Origin of the sequence: Fredinandcohnia quinoae (assembly GCF_022427965.1) — a bacterium.
Classification (GTDB): Bacteria; Bacillota; Bacilli; order Bacillales; family Bacillaceae_L; genus Ferdinandcohnia; species Ferdinandcohnia quinoae.
Genome location: NZ_JAKTTI010000023.1, coordinates 1 through 18,354, shown reverse-complemented (window position 1 = coordinate 18,354; position 18,354 = coordinate 1). Strand labels below are relative to the sequence as shown.

Annotated in this window: 19 protein-coding genes; 15 read left to right on the top strand and 4 right to left on the bottom strand. The window is 37.0% G+C overall.

Going from position 1 to position 18,354, the window contains the following annotated elements; all coding sequences use genetic code 11:
• Nucleotides 1–2: 2 nt before the first annotated feature.
• The gene (locus MJG50_RS14195) at nucleotides 3–809 is read left to right on the top strand and encodes a carbohydrate ABC transporter permease (protein ID WP_240256405.1); all 807 of its coding nucleotides are present in this window, start codon (nucleotides 3–5) and stop codon (nucleotides 807–809) included.
• 73 nt (nucleotides 810–882) lie between these two features.
• Here MJG50_RS14195 and MJG50_RS14190 read toward each other — a convergent pair whose 3' ends face one another.
• Nucleotides 883–2,238 (bottom strand): GGDEF domain-containing protein, encoded by a 1,356-nt coding sequence (locus MJG50_RS14190; RefSeq protein ID WP_240256404.1) that lies wholly within the window; start codon nucleotides 2,236–2,238, stop codon nucleotides 883–885.
• A 237-nt stretch (nucleotides 2,239–2,475) separates the two neighbouring features.
• On the opposite strand from MJG50_RS14190, the gene MJG50_RS14185 reads away from it, so the two are divergent.
• The 10 genes from MJG50_RS14185 to MJG50_RS14140 all read left to right on the top strand — a co-directional run bounded on the left by MJG50_RS14185 (nucleotide 2,476) and on the right by MJG50_RS14140 (nucleotide 12,217).
• The gene (locus MJG50_RS14185) at nucleotides 2,476–3,492 is read left to right on the top strand and encodes an NAD-dependent epimerase/dehydratase family protein (RefSeq protein ID WP_240256403.1); all 1,017 of its coding nucleotides are present in this window, start codon (nucleotides 2,476–2,478) and stop codon (nucleotides 3,490–3,492) included.
• Nucleotides 3,493–4,551: a dihydrodipicolinate synthase family protein gene (locus MJG50_RS14180; protein ID WP_240256402.1), complete on the top strand. Its 1,059-nt coding sequence runs from the start codon at nucleotides 3,493–3,495 to the stop codon at nucleotides 4,549–4,551. It begins immediately after the preceding gene.
• Nucleotides 4,552–4,572: 21 nt separating this feature from the next.
• Complete coding sequence (locus MJG50_RS14175; RefSeq protein WP_240256401.1) at nucleotides 4,573–5,571, top strand: zinc-dependent alcohol dehydrogenase; 999 nt, start codon at nucleotides 4,573–4,575, stop codon at nucleotides 5,569–5,571.
• 29 nt (nucleotides 5,572–5,600) lie between these two features.
• Nucleotides 5,601–6,653, top strand: a complete 1,053-nt coding sequence (locus tag MJG50_RS14170; protein WP_240256400.1) for a Gfo/Idh/MocA family protein — start codon at nucleotides 5,601–5,603, stop codon at nucleotides 6,651–6,653.
• A 9-nt stretch (nucleotides 6,654–6,662) separates the two neighbouring features.
• Complete coding sequence (locus tag MJG50_RS14165; protein WP_240256399.1) at nucleotides 6,663–8,213, top strand: FAD-dependent oxidoreductase; 1,551 nt, start codon at nucleotides 6,663–6,665, stop codon at nucleotides 8,211–8,213.
• 10 nt (nucleotides 8,214–8,223) lie between these two features.
• On the top strand, nucleotides 8,224–9,057 hold the full coding sequence (locus MJG50_RS14160; protein ID WP_240256398.1) for a sugar phosphate isomerase/epimerase family protein: 834 nt from the start codon (nucleotides 8,224–8,226) through the stop codon (nucleotides 9,055–9,057).
• A gap of 12 nt (nucleotides 9,058–9,069) precedes the next feature.
• Nucleotides 9,070–9,771 (top strand): hypothetical protein, encoded by a 702-nt coding sequence (locus MJG50_RS14155; RefSeq protein ID WP_240256397.1) that lies wholly within the window; start codon nucleotides 9,070–9,072, stop codon nucleotides 9,769–9,771.
• Nucleotides 9,768–10,742 (top strand): Gfo/Idh/MocA family protein, encoded by a 975-nt coding sequence (locus MJG50_RS14150; protein WP_240256396.1) that lies wholly within the window; start codon nucleotides 9,768–9,770, stop codon nucleotides 10,740–10,742. The genes MJG50_RS14155 and MJG50_RS14150 overlap by 4 nt, the downstream gene beginning before the upstream one ends.
• A 71-nt stretch (nucleotides 10,743–10,813) precedes the next feature.
• Nucleotides 10,814–11,899, top strand: a complete 1,086-nt coding sequence (locus MJG50_RS14145; protein ID WP_240256395.1) for a GNAT family N-acetyltransferase — start codon at nucleotides 10,814–10,816, stop codon at nucleotides 11,897–11,899.
• Nucleotides 11,900–12,019: 120 nt separating this feature from the next.
• Nucleotides 12,020–12,217, top strand: coding sequence for a hypothetical protein (locus MJG50_RS14140; protein WP_240256394.1), 198 nt, complete (start codon nucleotides 12,020–12,022; stop codon nucleotides 12,215–12,217).
• Nucleotides 12,218–12,398: 181 nt separating this feature from the next.
• Here MJG50_RS14140 and MJG50_RS14135 read toward each other — a convergent pair whose 3' ends face one another.
• The 3 genes from MJG50_RS14135 to MJG50_RS14125 form a co-directional block, all read right to left on the bottom strand.
• Nucleotides 12,399–12,953, bottom strand: a complete 555-nt coding sequence (locus MJG50_RS14135; protein ID WP_240256393.1) for a hypothetical protein — start codon at nucleotides 12,951–12,953, stop codon at nucleotides 12,399–12,401.
• A gap of 167 nt (nucleotides 12,954–13,120) precedes the next feature.
• On the bottom strand, nucleotides 13,121–14,014 hold the full coding sequence (locus MJG50_RS14130; protein WP_240256392.1) for an ABC transporter permease: 894 nt from the start codon (nucleotides 14,012–14,014) through the stop codon (nucleotides 13,121–13,123).
• A gap of 16 nt (nucleotides 14,015–14,030) precedes the next feature.
• The gene (locus tag MJG50_RS14125) at nucleotides 14,031–14,945 is read right to left on the bottom strand and encodes an ABC transporter permease subunit (RefSeq protein WP_240256391.1); all 915 of its coding nucleotides are present in this window, start codon (nucleotides 14,943–14,945) and stop codon (nucleotides 14,031–14,033) included.
• Between the two features lie 121 nt (nucleotides 14,946–15,066).
• Here MJG50_RS14125 and MJG50_RS14120 point away from each other — a divergent pair, with 121 nt between their 5' ends.
• The 4 genes from MJG50_RS14120 (at nucleotide 15,067) to MJG50_RS14105 (ending at nucleotide 18,071) form a co-directional block, all read left to right on the top strand.
• The gene (locus tag MJG50_RS14120) at nucleotides 15,067–15,693 is read left to right on the top strand and encodes a LysE/ArgO family amino acid transporter (RefSeq protein WP_240256390.1); all 627 of its coding nucleotides are present in this window, start codon (nucleotides 15,067–15,069) and stop codon (nucleotides 15,691–15,693) included.
• 128 nt (nucleotides 15,694–15,821) lie between these two features.
• Nucleotides 15,822–16,628 (top strand): basic amino acid ABC transporter substrate-binding protein, encoded by an 807-nt coding sequence (locus tag MJG50_RS14115; protein WP_240256389.1) that lies wholly within the window; start codon nucleotides 15,822–15,824, stop codon nucleotides 16,626–16,628.
• 67 nt (nucleotides 16,629–16,695) lie between these two features.
• Nucleotides 16,696–17,352 (top strand): amino acid ABC transporter permease, encoded by a 657-nt coding sequence (locus MJG50_RS14110; protein WP_240256388.1) that lies wholly within the window; start codon nucleotides 16,696–16,698, stop codon nucleotides 17,350–17,352.
• A complete protein-coding gene (locus MJG50_RS14105) occupies nucleotides 17,349–18,071 on the top strand; it encodes an amino acid ABC transporter ATP-binding protein (protein ID WP_240256387.1) in 723 nt (240 codons plus the stop codon). Before MJG50_RS14110 ends, MJG50_RS14105 begins: the two co-directional genes overlap by 4 nt.
• Nucleotides 18,072–18,354 lie beyond the last annotated feature (283 nt).

The window sequence follows — 18,354 nt, the reverse complement described above, 5'->3', positions numbered from 1 at the left end:
ATATGACTAAAAAGGTCATTTCATATATCGCATTAATTCTGCTAGGATTATGTTTTTTAATACCATTCGTGATTATGGTGCTTGGTTCATTTAAGGAAATGAGATATGCATTACTAGGACCGCTATTTGATTTTTCTAGTAGTCTTTCACTCAATAACTATTTATATATTTTTAAAGATGGGATTTTTCTTAGATGGATCTGGAATACTGTTGTAATTACAATCATCCCAGTGCTAAGTCAGATGTTGTTTTGTGCTATTTTAGGCTATATTTTTGCAAAAAAACAATTTAAGGGTAGAGAAGTGACTTTTTGGATATTTATGGCGGTAATTATGATTCCACAGCAATTATTAATCATTCCAAAATATATCATGTTTGCGAAATTTAGTTGGATCAATACGTATTGGTCTTTAATTGTACCGGAGATATGGGGGATAATGGGTGTATTCTTGATACGGCAATTTTTACAAAGTATTCCGAATGATTTTGAAGAGGCAGCACGAATTGATGGAGCTAATGATCTGAAGATTTTCTTTAAGGTTATTTTACCATTATCGATACCAGTTGTTGCAACAGTTGGGACATTTTCATTTATTTCAAACTGGAATGATCTATTCCAGCCACTTATTTATATGACCCAAGAACAAATGTACACAATCTCAGTGGGATTAGCGTCTATGTTAGGCAAGGAAGGTAACTTTGGAATCGAAATGGCCGGTTCAGCTCTTTCGTTTATTCCGACATTTTTAATATTCCTATTCTTCCAACGCTATTTTACAGAAGGGATTCAAATGTCAGGATTGAAATAGTGAATGATATGTACGGAAATGAATAGAGCGATATAAAGTCGATGAAATGGTTCTTCACCGACTTGTGTCAATTTTATTCATTTTCAACGATAAAGCTCAGCCGATAGATTCGACGTGGTCTCCCTTTATACGTAACCTTTTCTTCACCAACAATATCAACAAGCTCGGCATCCATCCATTTTAAAAAGATGCGGTGGGCACTCCTGATGGTAATATTGAGAGTTGAAGCCAATTCCTGTGCGGTGTAATCAATTTTTCCGTACCTAGCAACTCGAGCCATAAGCTTTGTCATGTAGGCGGCAGTCATTCCGGCCTTTTCTGCTTTATCTAAAAGCTTCGCATCTGTAATGGACAGATCATATCTTTCGTACTGGAGATGGGTAGTGATATCTACAGGTCCGATTACACTCCTGTCTTCACGAACGATGTAACAAACGTTACCGCCTAATTCAATTGATTGACGTAATGCAAGTCGGGCGTGACTGCCTGCTTCGGCAGCAGTTCGTCCAAACCCAACACCTATGCTTAAGGTTAATCCAATTTTACTTTTCGTTTCTTGGAGTAAAGGGATGAACTTATAACCCCTTGTTTCACGTTCAAAAATACCACGTGTTGTGATGAATGAATATTCTTCACCACCTAAGTTAAGTAGATGACCGTCAAGCTGTTTGATGTAATCAAGCAGCATTTGCTGGACCTTCAATTTTAATAATTGAACATCATGCTCTGATGTATATTTTTCAATAACTCTTTTAAAATTATCGATATTAATGAGTCCGAAAACAATTTGGGATTCCTTATTTCTTCTTGTTTTTGTTGCTAATAATGCGCGTTCAAGTGACACAATCATGTCCTGATGTGTAGGGATAACCCATTGATTAGCAACACCGAGTTCAGTTAGTTTGTTTGAGACTTCCTCAATACCAGTAATTGCGATCGAACCATTATTTTTATAGTTTTCAATATGAAAATTGATGATATTTTCTATCATATTTGGTTGTGATTGATTTTTAAAGACTGTGTATTCGTAGTTAGATTCTTCAAGTTCGAAGAGGATTTGTTCTACATATTTCTCCTCGATTGTGTCAATGGAGAGATGTTTTAAGCCATAGCTATTCTTGATGAGGAATAATGAGCGATAAAGTCCTGTACCCATTAAAGGAACGTGATGAACAGGAATAGTAAAATCGATTTCTCGTTTAGCTGAAGCGTATAAATGATATTCTGTGAAAAGAATAACATCTACTCCATTCATGATTTCTTTTGCAGTGTCAGTAATATTACTATCGTATTTTACTGAACATAATATAGGTTTGAAATTTGGGAACGATTTCAAAGATTTCTTTGTTTGTTCCATAAGGGCATGGGGACCGATAACACCAATCTTGATTTCAGAAGTAACCTCATCAATTGAATGTTGTTTTAGCAAGTGATCAACTCCTATCTTAAAGACATATTAATAGACTTGTCTTTTTGAAAATATCATACTGACAAACTAGTGAAATGTCAAAGAATCCTTTAAGGACAAGGTTCAATAGTACTGATCTTTTGATATAAAGACACTTTATAGACTTGTCTTTTAATGTATGTGTCCATAAAATGAGGATGAAATGATATTTCTGAAATTTCAATAAAGTATTAGGCATAACGATTAGGAGTGTTGTGGATGAGAACAATTGAAGAATTAGAAAACTTTTTGACGGAGCCATCAACTGTTTTAATTGAGGACCTTGCCAAAATTGATGGTGATATTTTGATTTTAGGTGTGGGTGGAAAGATGGGGCCAACATTAGCAAAATTAGCAAAAAGGGCGATTGACAAGGCAGGCTTGGAGAAGAGGGTCATTGGGGTATCGCGTTTTTCAAATGGAATGCTAAGAGTGGAATTAGAACAAGCTGGAATTGAAACAATCACAGCTGATCTATTAAATGAAACTGAGCTTGAGGCATTACCAGATGTGAAGAACATCATCTATATGGCAGGAAATAAATTTGGAACGGTTGGGAACGAGCATTTTACGTGGGCAATGAATGCCTATCTTCCAGGCCGTCTTGCTGAAAAGTTTAAAGATTCACGGATTGTTGCTTTTTCTTCCGGTAATGTGTATCCATTAACGACAGTTGTAAGTAGTAATTGTTCAGAAGATACTCCTGTGAATCCTGTTGGAGAGTATGGTCAGTCTTGTCTTGGACGTGAACGTATCCTTACGTATTTTTCTCATAAAAATAAGACTCCAATGGTCATCTTCCGATTGAACTATGCAATTGATTTGCGCTATGGAGTTTTACTCGAAGTGGCAAAGCAAGTGTATGAAGGAAATGAAATTGATCTTACGATGGGGAATGTAAATGTCATTTGGCAAGGGGATGCGAACGAATATGCCATACGCTCATTACTTCATTGCAAGGCACCGGCGACTATTTTGAATGTTACAGGTCCAGAAACCATTTCAGTTCGATGGCTTGCAGAAGAGTTTGGAAAGCATTTTGGTAAAAAGGCAATTTTCATAAATGAAGAAGATCCAAAAGCATTGCTTAATAATGCCTCAAAGGCACATCGATTATTTGGTTATCCGAAAGTATCACTTCGTGAAATGATTGATATGATTGCCGAATGGGTGGCGAATGACGGCGCTACACATAATAAGCCGACTCATTTCCAAGAGCGAGAAGGAGCGTTTTAAATGTTGAACCCCAAAGTAAAAGAACATTTACATGAAGGAACTGTTATCCCGGCACATCCATTGGCACTGACACAAAATAGACAGCTAGATGAAGCGGGGCAACGGGCACTTACCCGTTATTATATTGACGCAGGCGTGGGCGGTGTTGCAGTAGGAGTGCATACAACACAGTTTGAAATTCGTGATCTGCAGTTTAATTTATATGAGAAGGTTTTACAATTAGCAATTGATGAAATGAAAAATGCACAGGTTCCAGATACTTTTATAAAAATAGCTGGTATTTGTGGGCCGACAGAACAGGCAATTAAAGAAGCAACATACAGTAAAGAAATTGGCTATGATTTAGGTTTATTGAGTATGGGGGGATTGCAAGACCTAAGTGAGAATGAATTACTTGATCGTGCTGGAAAAATAGCAGAAATTATTCCGGTCTTTGGATTTTATTTACAGCCTTCAGTTGGAGGGAGAGTCTTTTCATATGATTTTTGGAGGCGTTTTGCTAACATTCCAAACGTACATGCAATTAAGCTTGCACCATTTAATCGTTATCAATCCCTTGATGTCGTGAGGGCAGTTTGTCATTCAAGTCGAAATGAGGAAATTGCTTTATATACAGGTAATGATGACAACATCGTCAATGACTTATTGACAACATTTAAAGTCAGGGTCGGTAATAAAAATGTAGAAAAGAAAATTGTTGGTGGCTTACTTGGTCATTGGTCTGTTTGGACGAAACGAGTTGTGGAGCTTTTTAATGAATTAAAAGAGGTTCGAAAGGAGGATGCCATCCCGAGTGAGTGGCTAACAATGGGGCAGGAAATGACAGATGCAAATGCCGTCCTCTTTGATGTGAGCAATCAATTCAAAGGTTGTATTGCTGGGATCAATGAAGTTTTGACTAGACAAGGGCTGTTAAAAGGAAACTGGTGCCTACTCGAGAGAGAAAAATTAAGTCCAGGTCAATCAGAAGAAATCAATCGAATTTATAGCGATTATCCACATCTACATGATGATGAATTTGTGAAAGAAAACCTGTCAAAGTGGTTTGAAAATAGGTAAGTAGAGAGGAGTTCCTTCATATTGCGTAAAATCATTGCAAACAATAAACAGGTTGAAATTTCTGAGGATGAAGTACCAACGATTAAACCTTCATATGTTCTTGTGAAAACGATGTATTCTGTTATTTCACCAGGTACCGAGTTATCAATTATTGGAAATAGTGAAGGTAAACAAATTACGCTAGGCTATAGTGCCATGGGTGAAGTTGTGGAATGTGGAAGTAATGTGACAGATGTAAAAAAAGGTGATTTGGTAGCATGCTATGGTGCTCCGTATGTTCAACATGCGGAGTACTTATTGGTTCCAAAAACATTATATGCAAAGGTTCCGGCAAATGTGGATTCAAAGGAGGCTGCTCTAGCTGGGATCGGAGCAATTGCGATACATGCACTTAGAATTGCAAAGCTAGAATTTGGGGAAACAGCTGTAGTTGTTGGACTGGGTTTGTTAGGTCAAATGATTGCCAAAATAGCAAATGCCGCAGCATATAATGTAATCGCCTTTGATATTCATGATAACCGTTCAAAGATGCTTTCAGAGGAAAATATCAAATCATATTCATCGATTGTAGGAATGGAAAAGGCAATTCAGGAATATACCCAAAATAATGGTGCAGATGCAATCTTGTTATGTGTAGGAGGAAAACGCTCACCAATCACACATGAAAGCTTGAAGTGGATCCGTAATAAAGGAAAAGTTGTTATTGTCGGTGATATTGAACCAGATTTTCCTCGAGAATTGATGTTTGGCAAAGAAGCACAGCTCTTAATCTCCAGAGCGGGTGGACCAGGTCGTTATGATGGAATCTATGAGCAACAAGCGATTGACTACCCATATGGCTTTGTCCGCTGGACTGAGGGCAGAAATATTGCAGAGTATATCAGACTCGTAAGTGAAAGACGGATTGATGTTACGCCATTTATTACAGACGAAGTTCCTTTCGAAGAAGTAGCGGGTGAGTTTGAGATACTAGTAAATAAGGAAACAACAACATTAACTAAATTGATAAAATTTCAATGAAAAATGAGTTCCAAATGGAGGGGAAATGAATGTTAAAAGTTGGTGTAATAGGTGTCGGTTCGATTTCGGAGTTTCATATTAAACCATATCTCGCAAATGAGCAGGTAGAATTAGTAGCCCTTTGTGATCTCAATGAAAAGCGTTTGGCGGAAAAGGGAGAGCTATATGGGGTAAGTCAGTTATACAGAAGTTACCATGAGTTGTTGGAGAATGAAGCAATCGACGCAGTCAGTATTTGTACATGGAATAACTCACATGCTGAAATTGCGATAGCTGCTTTAGATGCGGGTAAGCATGTTCTTGTTGAAAAACCACTAAGCATGACCGTTGCGGAGGCTGAAGCCATTCAAGAAGCGGTTGAAAGAACAGGTAAGGTACTCCAAGTAGGATTTGTGCGCCGCCATGGAGACAATGCCAAGCTTCTAAAAACATTCATTGATAACGACGAATTAGGTGAAATCTATTATGCGAAAACGTCCTGCATTCGAAGACTAGGAAACCCTGGTGGCTGGTTTAGTGACCGCACGAAATCGGGTGGGGGGCCACTTATTGATCTTGGTGTACATATGATTGATATTTGCTGGTACTTCATGGGGAAACCACGTCCAGTATCAGTAAGTGGAAATACATATTCAAGATTGGGTAACCGGAGTCATATTGAACATCTGTCTTTCTATAAAGCCGCTGATTATGATCCAACCTTAAACGATGTTGAAGATCTAACGAATGCGTTAATCCGATTTGAAAATGGAGCCTCAATATTAGTGGACGTCAGCTTTACCCTTCAAGCAAAAAAGGATGAAATATACGTCAAGTTATTTGGAGAAAAAGGTGGAGCAGAAATCGAACCTGAATTAGCTTTAGTAACAGAAAAGCATAATACGATTCTGAATATCACTCCACAAGTCGATAGCCTAGGATTTGATTTTAACAAGGCATTTGTAAATGAAATCAATCATTTTGTCGGATGCTGCTTACACGGAAGAGAAAATATTGCTCCAGTAGCTGATGGTGTCCAAGTGATGAAGATGCTAAATGCAGTCTATGAATCTGCCAAAACCGGAAAAGAAGTGTATTTGTAGGTGGGTTTGATGCCATATGATGTTGTCATTGTGGGGGGTGGCCTTGGAGGCTGTGCAGCAGCGATGTCAGCTTGTGCGAATGGTCTTAAGGTCTTGCTAACCGAAGAGACCGATTGGATTGGTGGTCAGGTTACCTCACAGGGTGTACCACCTGATGAGCATCCATGGATTGAAGAATTCGGTTGTACGAGAAGATATCGAACCTATCGGGAAAAGGTAAGAGAAACCTATTTGCGAAATTTAAATGTACAACAAAGTGGGAAAATCTTTAACCCTGGAAATGGCATCGTTAGTCTTATTTGTCATGATCCAAGGGTTTCCTTACATGTATTGAATGAAATGCTTCTGCCCTATTTATTAACGAACCAACTAACAATTTCCTATTATACGAAAGTTACATCGATTGAAAGGGTTGGCAGTTCAATAGAAAAAATGAATTTTAGAAATACTAGAACAGGTGTAGAGGAAATGGTAGAAGCCCCTTATTTTATTGATGCGACTGAAACTGGTGATACTTTACCTCTTGCAGGGATTGACTATGTAACAGGTGCTGAAGGTAAAGCAGATACAGGGGAACCACATGCACTGGAAAAGGCAGATCCTCACGATATCCAAGCTTTTACGTATGTATTAGGGATGGAATATCGTGGTGGTGAAGACCATACGATTCCAGAACCAGAAATGTATGCTTTTTGGAGGGAATTTCATCCTGATATTTGGCCGGATAAATACTTGAGCTTTTTTGCTCCTCATCCAATTACGAAGGAAAAAAGGGAGTACACTCTATTCCGCGAAGAAACTGGTTTTCCATTGTGGGAATATCGAAGAATCTTTAATAAAGACCAATATGTAGTACCTTTTCAGGCTGGAGATATTACATTAATGAATTGGCCGCAGAATGATTACTTTTTAGGAAATATGTATGATGTTTCAAATGAAGAGAAAGAAAAGAATATATTTCAAGCGAAGCAATTAAGTTTAGCACTTTTATATTGGCTACAAACTGAAGCACCAAGAAATGATGGTGGAAATGGTTACCCTGGGTTAAAACTTCGAAAGGATATTTTTGCAACTGGGGATGGCTTGGCTAAGGCTGCATATATAAGAGAGTCAAGACGGATTAAAGCTGAATATACCGTTGTCGAACAGGATGTATCTCCAAGTTTTAATCATGGGAGAACAGGTAAAAGGTATAAAGACAGTGTTGGAATTGGTTCGTATAGTATTGACCTACATCCAAGTATGACGGGTCGAACATATCTTGATATTCCGGCATTACCATTTCATATACCATTAGGTGCCCTACTTCCTAAAAATGCAGATAATCTGCTAGCGGGCTGTAAAAACATAGGTACAACTCATATAACAAATGGTTGCTATCGATTACAGCCAACCGAGTGGAATATAGGTGAAGCTTGTGGAGCGTTAATCGCATTTTGCATAAAAAATAAAATGGCCCCAAAAGCAGTTCGTGAGGATAAACACTTATTATCAAGCTTTCAAGAAGAACTAAGGAAAGACGGATTTGAGCTCGAGTGGCCTGATGAATTTTACCAATAAGGGGGATATTATGAATATTAGTGTAAGCATGTATAGTTTGAATTCAACCATTCAAAAGGAAAATTGGACTGTTCTTGATTTTATAGATTATGCGAAGAGTATTTCATTAGATGGAGTAGAATTACTTGATTTTTATTGGAATGACAAAGAGAAGGAATTGGAAGAAGTCGTGGCAGCAGTTAAAAAGCATAAACTTAAGGTTTCCGCATACGATGTTTCAAATAATTTTGTGAAGGAATCAAGTGAAGAACGAGACATTGAAGTAGAAAAGGTGAAGGACGGAATCAGAGTTGCTAAGCAATTAGGTACGAATATTGTCCGTGTGTTTTGCGGTGATTTACACGGTACCTTAACATATGAGGATGGCCAAGATTGGATTGTTGAAGGATTAAGGCAATGTGTTGAATTCGCTGAAAAGGAACAAGTATATTTGGCGATTGAAAATCATGGACTTTTAGCAGGAAAAAGTGAACAGGTTGAAGAAATTATTGACAAGGTGAATAGTCCATATTTGAAATCAACCTTCGATACAGGGAATTTTTTATTAGTACATGAAGAGCCCCAACAGGCCTTTGATCGATTAAAGGATAAAATTATTCATGTTCATTTTAAGGACTTTCGTGAGAAGAATCCAAGCGAAGAAGTTAATGGATTCCGGTCTACTCAAGGTGTGGAAGTTATAGGTGCAGTCCCTGGGGACGGGCAAGTGAATTTAGCTTATATTGTCCAAGGCTTGAAGGATATTGATTATCAAGGCTGGTTGTCTATTGAGTATGAAGGATTTGAGGATGCAAAGATTTCAAATGAAGAAGCAGTAAGACGTCTGAGGGAATTATTGAAGTAGGAGGTATCTAGTATGAGTAAGATTGTAATTGCTAATGTAGATAAAATAGAATTTTATACTACTAGAGAAAAGGTAGTGCTTGTGAATTCAGTTGACCAACGATTTGATGAATCAAAAGCCTATTTATTACCACTTACTGAGGTGATTGATGAGACAATTTTTGGAGAAAGTGATGTCTATCTACCTTTTGCATTGTTAGAAGATATTAATGCGAAAGATGGTGTTCATGTCTATTTTGATCTAGAGTTATATCCATTTTTTCAAATGGTGAGAGAAATAGTGTTGAAGGATGAGAGGCCAAAGGGGGTTCTTCGTTATCGAAGGGTAGGTAAAAGGGAAGAATTCATTATTGAGGATTTACTCGTAATAACATCATTACTCGGTGAACCACAGGACATTAAAGTGAAGCGTACAAATCATACGGTTATTCCTAACCATACAATTGTTACCATAAATTTCGGTAGTGGAATAATGGCCCATCTTGAGTTTACTATCTCTGATGGCGAGCGAATTGAGCTTGAGTGGAGTGGGATAAAAAATATTCTTGAATTCAATAGTGAAGAAATGACACCTATTGAACCGAAACAATATACTTCACTTCCATTATCTTATAGTGTTGATGCGATTTTCGATACGGCACATAAGGTGGACGACAATATTAAGGGGCGCATTGAAAAATATAGCAGCCTTTTAAATGGAGGTGCTTCCGTATGAAGATTGGGATGATGAGCTTTGCTCATATGCATGCGTATAGTTACGCAGATAGCTTAATGAAAATCCCTAATGTTGAGTTAGTTGGCATTTTTGATGATGAGATCGAAAGAGGCCAAGAGGTTGCTAAGAAATATCATACAAAACATTTCACTGATCAGAATAACTTTCTAGAGATTGAAATGGATGCAGTTATCATTTGTAGTGAAAATAACCGCCATAAAGATATGGTATTACATGCAGCTAAAGCAAAAAAACATATTTTATGTGAAAAACCAATTGCTACAACGATCGAAGATGCAAGAGAGATGATTGAGGCATGTGAGGAACATGGAGTTACGTTACAAATTGCATTCCCGGTTCGGTTCAGTACACCGATTCAACAATTAAAAGAAATGATTGATGCTGGTGAGCTCGGTGAAATACTTGCTTTTCGAACAACAAATCGTGGTCAAAATCCAGGTGGATGGTTTATCGATAAGGAACAATCTGGTGGTGGTGCAGTTCTAGATCATACCGTACATATGGTTGATATTATGCGTTGGTATTTGGGCAAGGAAATAACTGAGGTGGATGCAATCATTGATTCCTATTTCCATAATATTGATCTAGATGATGCCGGTATACTTACATTGGAATTTGAAAATGGTGTTATTGCCTCACATGATGCGAGTTGGTCAAGATTTGCGGAATACCCGATGTGGGGTGATGTAACGATTGAAGTGATTGGCTCAAAACAAACAGTAAAGGTTGATGCATTTAAAGAGCATGTCAGAATGTTTGCAAGTGGAGCAAAATCATTAAGCCATGTCTTTTATGGAAATGATATGGACTTTGGTCTTATTAAAGATTTTGTTGAATGTATAGAGCAGGAAAGAGAACCATCGATTACGGGATATGATGGGTTAAAAGCGTTAGAGGTAGCTTTAGCAGCTTATCAGTCTAGTAAATTAAAAACAACTGTAAAGCTCTAGCATTTTATGGGCACCTATTTAAGGTGCCCATAATTACTAATGGGAAATCAGTATATGAGGAGTCGGTGTAAATGGAAATTCGTCGTGTGAGGAAACATGAGATCCAACAAGCAATTAATTTAGCAGATAAGACATTTCGTAATGAAGGCCATACTTCAATGGGAGAAGCATTCCCACATATTTTTACTAGAGAATTGTCATTTGGTGCATTTGATGGAGATAGACTCGTAAGCTTCATGGGATTAGTTCCTTCGAAAATTACGCTTGGAGAAGCAGTTCTTCAAGTATTCTCAATTGGTGCAGTTTGTACAGATGTCGATTATCGCAATCAAGGGTTATCTAGTAAAATCCTAAATGAAGTTTATCAATATATTGATCAAGCACATGCCTCTCTATTATTAATATCAGGTGATCGTGGATTATATACAAGAAATCATTGCTCCCATTTTGGTAATGCTAGTAAGTATCTTTTAGATAAAGATCACATTATAAAACATACATATGATGGTGAAATTCGCCTTGCTAATCCAACTGATATTTTCCAAATAGACGACATTAGGCAGCAAGGTAAGGTTCGTTATGAAAGTAACCTATGGGAATGGTCGATGCTGATTGAAGCAGGAGGATATACGAGCATCTTTAAAATGAAGCAATCCGTATTTGTTGCTGTTAAAAACAATAGAATCGAGAGCTATGTGGTAATAGGAATTCCTACCGAACAAAGTACGAAAAAACAAGCCATAGTAACGGAGTGGGGTGGAAATTCAAAGGCAATCCACAAGATATTAATGGACGTATTGAATCAAAATCTCACATCTGAAATGGAAATAACCATTCCTTGGCAGGATGAATTGGCCAATGAACTAATTGACATACCACATGAAGAAAAGAAAAATAGCGGAACGGTATATGTTGTAAATGCTGGGAGATTGATTGAACAATTAAAACCATTAATCGGTAAAATGGGACTAAATTTTTCAGTATCAGAAACTGAAAATCGAGGAGTCATCCTTCAATATAAAGATTCAAAAGTGATAATGTCTGCGGGAGAATTTGTTAATTGGGTGTTTGACGGTGATTTTAAGACAGGAGTTAGTGAACTTGATGATGTCTTTCCAATTCCATTCCCATACACAGAGGGAATTCATTATGTGTAATTTGTTTTGATAAAAAAATTTAAGACTAAATCCTCTAGATGTTTTCATACTTTGCATGTATGATAAAAGGACGAAATGGGTCAATATGTTAATACCCTTATAAAGAAAAGGAGAGTCCCTATGTCAACTGAAAATGAACAAGGAACGAATGATAAAAAGAAGGTAAGCCTTCAAGATTTAGTGAAGCAACAGCTAGCTAATAAAAAGCAAAATCAAACAAATGGCAGTAAGGCTGGTAATTTGAAGGGTACAAACCAACGCATGCAAAGCCAACAAACAAAAAAACCGAGTAATACCCGGAGAAAAATGGGTAGTTAATACGTGTATATGGTAGGGAAAAGGGGGCTAGTTAGTTTAGTTCCTTTTTTCTTTTGTTTGTTTGGATTGGAGCGTATACAGTACTAAAGGTAGAATAATAGAAAAAGCGGGGGTTTATGTGAGAACCTCCGCCTTTGTTTGCCTAATTTATTCAAAAAAGCTCCGAACTAAATGCAAAATTCTATTTAACCCTTAAAAAAAACGCATAGTAAGCTTCTCCTTTTATTTCCCCTTCCCACTTTGCGTTCACATGATAATAATAAATACCTTTCTCTGTAGGAACAGTTATTACCTTATTTGTGACCTCTATCTCTGTCTCAGTATCCTTGTGAATCTGTGTGACTTTTAATGAATCAGGAAAAATTAATGCTTGGTAAGCAGTTGCACTTACGATAAATGAAAGTTTCTGTCCAGGTGCTACGGGGTAATCTCTAGTGTCTATTAACAGATCTTGTGGCTTTTTTGGTGTTAACGTGCAGTTACTTTCATTCCAACAATATGAATTTATCTTGGAAGATACTGAAGTATTTGGATCCCCAACCCCAACTAATGATAAATCAGGGGGCCGTTTTGCAGATGCACTTTTTTCATTTACTGCTTCAATGTCAATTTCTTCAATACTATTTTCATTGATATTGGGATCTTCATTCTTATTTTCTACTTGATTATTATCCGAACATCCAAATAAAAAGATTCCTATGGATAATGTTGTGAAAAGGAGAAATAATTTTTTCAATTTTACACCCACCTATCCCTATTTTTAGGAAATTATATCATTTTATAAAAAATATTTCAAATTTTCGTATATTAATAAAAGATCTATCATTTGATTAGTAATATCATAAAATGAACTAGTAACGTAAGAAAAGCGGAGGCCTTTGTAGTAACCACCGCTTTGTTTGCTCAAGTTGTTTTCTTCTCGAAAAATCTCCGTAACCCTTCACCCAAAATATTAAAGGTAAAGATAGTAAATGTAATGGCGATACATGTATAAAATGGAATCCAAATAGCAGATAGAACGTCCCTTCTCGCTTGACCGAGCAGTGTTGGCCAGTTAAAGCTTTCGTTAATCATTTCCCCTGAGCCGTAATTCAATTGGACAAATTTTTGGGAAAGGAATACAGAAAAGATTCCTAGTTGTGCAATTAGCAAAGCTGTTCGGCCGATGTCGATAAAAAAGTTAACCATAATCGAAGGGTACGTATTAGGTAAAATATTGCCTAAAGCCAATCTCAGTGGGGACACACCAACCGTAATCCCTGCTTCGATATATGGTTTGCGCGCAATTCTCTGTGTTTCTTCGCGAATTACATGACTGACTTTTCCAACCTCGATTAAGGCGAGAAAAAGAATGGACCATTCCAAACGATTTTCATTCATAACCAATGCAGGTACACATAAGATTAATAATGCCGAAAATATAACGGGAATACTTGAAAATACATTATTCCATGTTGTCACAAGCCAAGAAAAAATATTGTTTTTCCGTGTTGCAAGTAACCCAAGTGGAATCGCAATTGCGTATCGAATGACAACAATCCCGATGATAATCTTGAGTGTATCCTTCGTACCAGCAATAAGAACACTTATCAAATTACGCCCTTCATAATCGGTTCCAAAGGGGAATTCTCCAGACGGAGCCAAAGGGGCTTTTAAAATACTCCCATCAGGTGGAAATCTAAGTCTTTCTACTTTTAGTCCTTCCTGTACAAAAGGTAAGTGTGGTCCAACAAAGGCAATTAAAAGAAGGAAGGATACCATGGCAATGCCAATGATTAAAAACCAATTTTTATTCAACGAGATTCACCTCTTTTTACTTTGGATCTAATTTTGCTTTTATTAATTGACTAAAAATATGAGCAATCATAACGAGGAAAAGAAAACTAATGCAAATGCCAATGATTAAACCTTGCTCACGTATTGGGAAAAAAGGAATTTTATTCGAATAACCAATTGCCGAGAATAGACGATATGCAGCTCCTTCATACCCAATTAAATATTCAACAACAAGTAAATTTGATAATAAAAATACCATTAGACTTTGCAAATGACTTGAAACTGTTATTAGACAAGGTTTTAGCATATGGTTGATCAATACTTTTCCTGGGGTGAAGCCCTTTGAATAAGCAACCTGAATATGTGGTTCACGATCCTGTGTTTGTAGGGAAACAGATGTGACTCGTGCTACATAAAATAATGGTGCGATTGATATGAGAATGCTAGGTGCGATAAATTTATACCAGGACTCTGTTCCCATAATATTAATCTCAGGTATGAACAAAAGCAGAAAGTAGACTAGACAAATAACGATAAAAAAGTCGGGTAAACCAGAAAAGAACCAAGTTGTACCATTTCCTAATATACTTTTTTTCGTATTTTTACTTCGATAATCAAAAATCCCCTTTAATATTCCAAAAATGACACTAATGAAAAAACCAATCGCGATAACTTTTAAGCTCCTTGGCAGGAATTTCTGTAATTCATCTTCAACCGAACGGGTTCTAAACTTTGTACCCCCTAAACTCTTATTTTCGTATACCTCTTTGAAAAACGATACAACGTTATTTTTGTATTCTTCCAGATTAAAATCATAGCTATACTCAACAACCATGGCTTGACCAGATACTTCTATGCTTGCATCTCGGGGGAAGAGCACAAATAAGATAATAAAGAAAAACACAAATAGGTAGATTGCGACAATTTTTATTACCTCTTTTGTAGCATTCATTACAATCACTCCTTGAAAAAAGCAAACTATTCATACTATTTCTACAAAGTATGTCGAAATACCTTTTTAATATTGTAAAAAATGTGAATAATACTACTTGTATAAATGGGAGGAAATGAATTTGTTCGAAGCAATCATCCACGGTGTCATTCTAGCATTTGGGTTAATCTTACCGCTCGGAGTTCAAAATATATTTGTTTTTTCACAAGGAGCAAGTCAGTCCAGCTTTCTACGAGCCATACCTGTTATCATTACGGCAGCCATTTGTGATACAATCCTCATTCTTTTAGCTGTTCTAGGAGTTTCCTTCATACTGCTTTCATTACCAAGGCTTAAAACAATCATCTTTGGTGGGGGCATTATTTTTCTCATATACATGGGGTGGCTTATTTGGAAGAGTGAACAGGCTGGGGAATCAAACAAAAGTAAGGAAGGACTATCACCTAAAAAACAAATTATGTTTGCAGCATCAGTATCCTTGCTTAATCCACATGCCATTCTTGATACAATTGGCGTAATCGGGACAAACTCATTAAGCTATAGTGGTGATGAGAAAATAGCATTTACATGTGCAACAATTGTCGTTTCTTGGTTATGGTTTTTCGGTCTAGCAATTGTCGGAAGAAGTGTAGGGAGAATTGATCAAACTGGAAATCTATTAAAAGTAATAAATAAGCTATCTGCACTGATAATTTGGGGAGTTGCTGTATATATGGGTGTACAGTTGGTTGCAATGTTAATAATGTAATGATAGGTAGACTAATTGCTGTTATGGTAGTTAGTCTTTTTGTTTGTTAATCGGTATATAAGAATATCCCCAATCATATAAATTCATTAAATAGACAACATAGGTTTTAAAAAAATGGGGGGATTTAATTGAAGAGAATACTATTGTTAGCAATGACATTTGTCTTTATTTTTGTTCTTGCTGCTTGTGGTTCGAAAGACTCTGGTGGGGATGGGAAGACGCTTAAGGTTGCGACAGATGCGGCTTATGCACCATTTGAGTATACGGAAGGGGATAAGATTGTTGGTTTTGACATTGATGTAATTAACGCAGTTGCCGAAGAAGCTGGATATGAGCTCAATATCGTCAATACTGGCTGGGACCCATTATTTTTAGAGCTTGACAATAAAACATCTGATGTGGGGATTTCAGCGATTTCGATAACAGATGATCGAAAAGTAGACTATGATTTCACACTCCCTTATTTTCTATCTATTAATAAAATATTAGTTCCCGAAGACAGTGATATTCAAAGTGCAGACGATCTTTTAGATAAAGTCGTTGCAGTACAGGGTGGAACGACTGGTCATGAAGCCGTTGAAAAATTACTTGGGGAAAAACATAAAAATATTAAGTCATTTGAGAATAATAACTTAGCCATTATGGAGCTTGAAAGCGGTGGTGCTGAAGCTGTTGTCGCGGATAATGGTGTAATTGAATGGTATGTGAAGAATAACCCTGATAAAAAGTTAAAGGTTGTCGGTGATAAGAATACATTTGATCCCGAATACTATGGAATGATGTTTCCAAAGGGTACGAAAGACCTTAAAGTTGATTTCGATAAGGCATTAGAGAAAATAATTGAGAATGGAACATATGAAGAAATTTATAGTAAATGGTTTGTGGATAAGCCTGATTTAGAGACACTTAAGGCACAACAGGAATCAGAAAAATAGAACCTCAAGAATTGCGTAACTCAATATTTGTGTTACGCAATTTTTGGTTTTCGAGGGAGGTTATAGGATGGGTTTTAGGTTCGATATTATTATTGAGTATGCTCCTTATTTTTTGAAAGGGACAGTATACACAATCGGTTTATCGATCGCCGGGATTTTACTTGGGACAATCCTTGGTTTATTTATCGGATTAGGTAAAATCATGCGTAATAAGCTACTCGCATTTCCGTTCGTTTGTTATATTACATTTTTCCGGGGGACGCCACTTATGGTGCAAATCTTAATTGTATATTTCGGGGTAGTACCGTATTTTCTCGGAGAAACAAATGGAATTATTGCTGGGATCATTGCACTAACATTGAATTCGGCAGCATATGTGGCTGAAATATTCCGTGCAGGCATTCAATCATTGGAGAGAGGTCAAATGGAGGCTGCTCGCTCACTGGGGATGAGTCATATTCAAGCAATGAGACATGTAATTTTGCCCCAAGCCTTTAAACGAATGATACCACCTTTAGGAAATGAGTTTGTCATTCTTGTAAAAGACTCTTCACTTTTATCAATTGTGGCGACTCCGGAGCTCATGTATTGGGGACGGATGATGACTGGCCAATATTCGAAAGTGTGGGAACCATATTTGACGGCAGCCTTTATCTATTTATTTTTAACCCTTTCGTTAACTCTTCTATTAAACTTACTCGAAAAGAGGTTGAAGACGGAATGATCAAAGTGGATGGGATTAGAAAGTCTTTTGGGAAAAATGAAGTTTTAAGAGGCATTTCTGTTGATATTAAGCCCCAGGAGGTAGTCGTTGTCATCGGACCATCAGGTTCTGGGAAATCTACCTTTTTAAGATGCATTAATTTACTAGAATCGATCGATGAAGGACAGGTTTTTATAGAGGGAATTGATATAACAGATAAAAAGACAAATATAAATAAAATTAGGACAGAGGTAGGGATGGTTTTTCAGCAATTTAATTTATTTCCACATAAAACAGTGATGGAAAATATCATTCTATCACCAGTACAGGTGAAGAGGATTTCGAAAAATAGGGCGATTGACCATGGTTTCGAGCTTTTGCGCAAAGTAGGATTATCAGAAAAAGCAGATGCGTATCCAAGCTCCTTATCGGGTGGCCAAATGCAGCGGGTAGCGATTGCTAGAGCATTGGCAATGGAGCCAAAAGTAATGCTTTTTGATGAGCCAACATCAGCATTGGATCCGGAAATGGTTGGCGAGGTTTTAGAGGTGATGAAGCAGTTGGCAAAGGAAGGAATGACAATGGTTGTTGTTACTCATGAAATGGGCTTTGCCCGTGAAGTAGGAGATCGTGTCCTTTTTATGGATGAAGGCATAATTGTTGAGGAAAATGTGCCCAAGGAATTATTTAATAATCCACAACACGATAGAACGAAAGCGTTTTTGAGTAAAATTCTATAATGGCAATTGATGTGGTTGTGGATATTGTGGATAAATTCATAAGTCCATTGTGGATATTGTGTGTAATGTGGATAACTTAAAGGATTTGAGGAAGAAATAGCTAGATTATAAGGAAAAAAAACAAGTTAATCGAAAAGCCAATCAATAAAAAGATAAGGAAATTGCATTTTTTAAGAAATACGGTCGTTATTTTAGGAATACGGCTGTTAATCCGAAAATACGGTCGTTAATTGCTATTGTACCTATATAGTAGACAGTTTTAGAGAAACAACCACTCTCAAAT

What these genes read in the sequence shown, in the direction of transcription:
- MJG50_RS14155 (WP_240256397.1), top strand. Translation starts at nt 9,070, where the DNA reads ATGAGTAAGATTGTAATTGCTAATGTAGATAAAATAGAATTTTATACT.
- MJG50_RS14145 (WP_240256395.1), top strand. Translation starts at nt 10,814, where the DNA reads ATGGAAATTCGTCGTGTGAGGAAACATGAGATCCAACAAGCAATTAAT.
- MJG50_RS14185 (WP_240256403.1), top strand. Translation starts at nt 2,476, where the DNA reads ATGAGAACAATTGAAGAATTAGAAAACTTTTTGACGGAGCCATCAACT.
- MJG50_RS14170 (WP_240256400.1), top strand. Translation starts at nt 5,601, where the DNA reads ATGTTAAAAGTTGGTGTAATAGGTGTCGGTTCGATTTCGGAGTTTCAT.
- MJG50_RS14150 (WP_240256396.1), top strand. Translation starts at nt 9,768, where the DNA reads ATGAAGATTGGGATGATGAGCTTTGCTCATATGCATGCGTATAGTTAC.
- MJG50_RS14165 (WP_240256399.1), top strand. Translation starts at nt 6,663, where the DNA reads ATGCCATATGATGTTGTCATTGTGGGGGGTGGCCTTGGAGGCTGTGCA.
- MJG50_RS14105 (WP_240256387.1), top strand. Translation starts at nt 17,349, where the DNA reads ATGATCAAAGTGGATGGGATTAGAAAGTCTTTTGGGAAAAATGAAGTT.
- MJG50_RS14195 (WP_240256405.1), top strand. Translation starts at nt 3, where the DNA reads ATGACTAAAAAGGTCATTTCATATATCGCATTAATTCTGCTAGGATTA.
- MJG50_RS14180 (WP_240256402.1), top strand. Translation starts at nt 3,493, where the DNA reads ATGTTGAACCCCAAAGTAAAAGAACATTTACATGAAGGAACTGTTATC.
- MJG50_RS14110 (WP_240256388.1), top strand. Translation starts at nt 16,696, where the DNA reads ATGGGTTTTAGGTTCGATATTATTATTGAGTATGCTCCTTATTTTTTG.
- MJG50_RS14125 (WP_240256391.1), bottom strand. Translation starts at nt 14,945, where the DNA reads ATGAATGCTACAAAAGAGGTAATAAAAATTGTCGCAATCTACCTATTT.
- MJG50_RS14160 (WP_240256398.1), top strand. Translation starts at nt 8,224, where the DNA reads ATGAATATTAGTGTAAGCATGTATAGTTTGAATTCAACCATTCAAAAG.
- MJG50_RS14140 (WP_240256394.1), top strand. Translation starts at nt 12,020, where the DNA reads ATGTCAACTGAAAATGAACAAGGAACGAATGATAAAAAGAAGGTAAGC.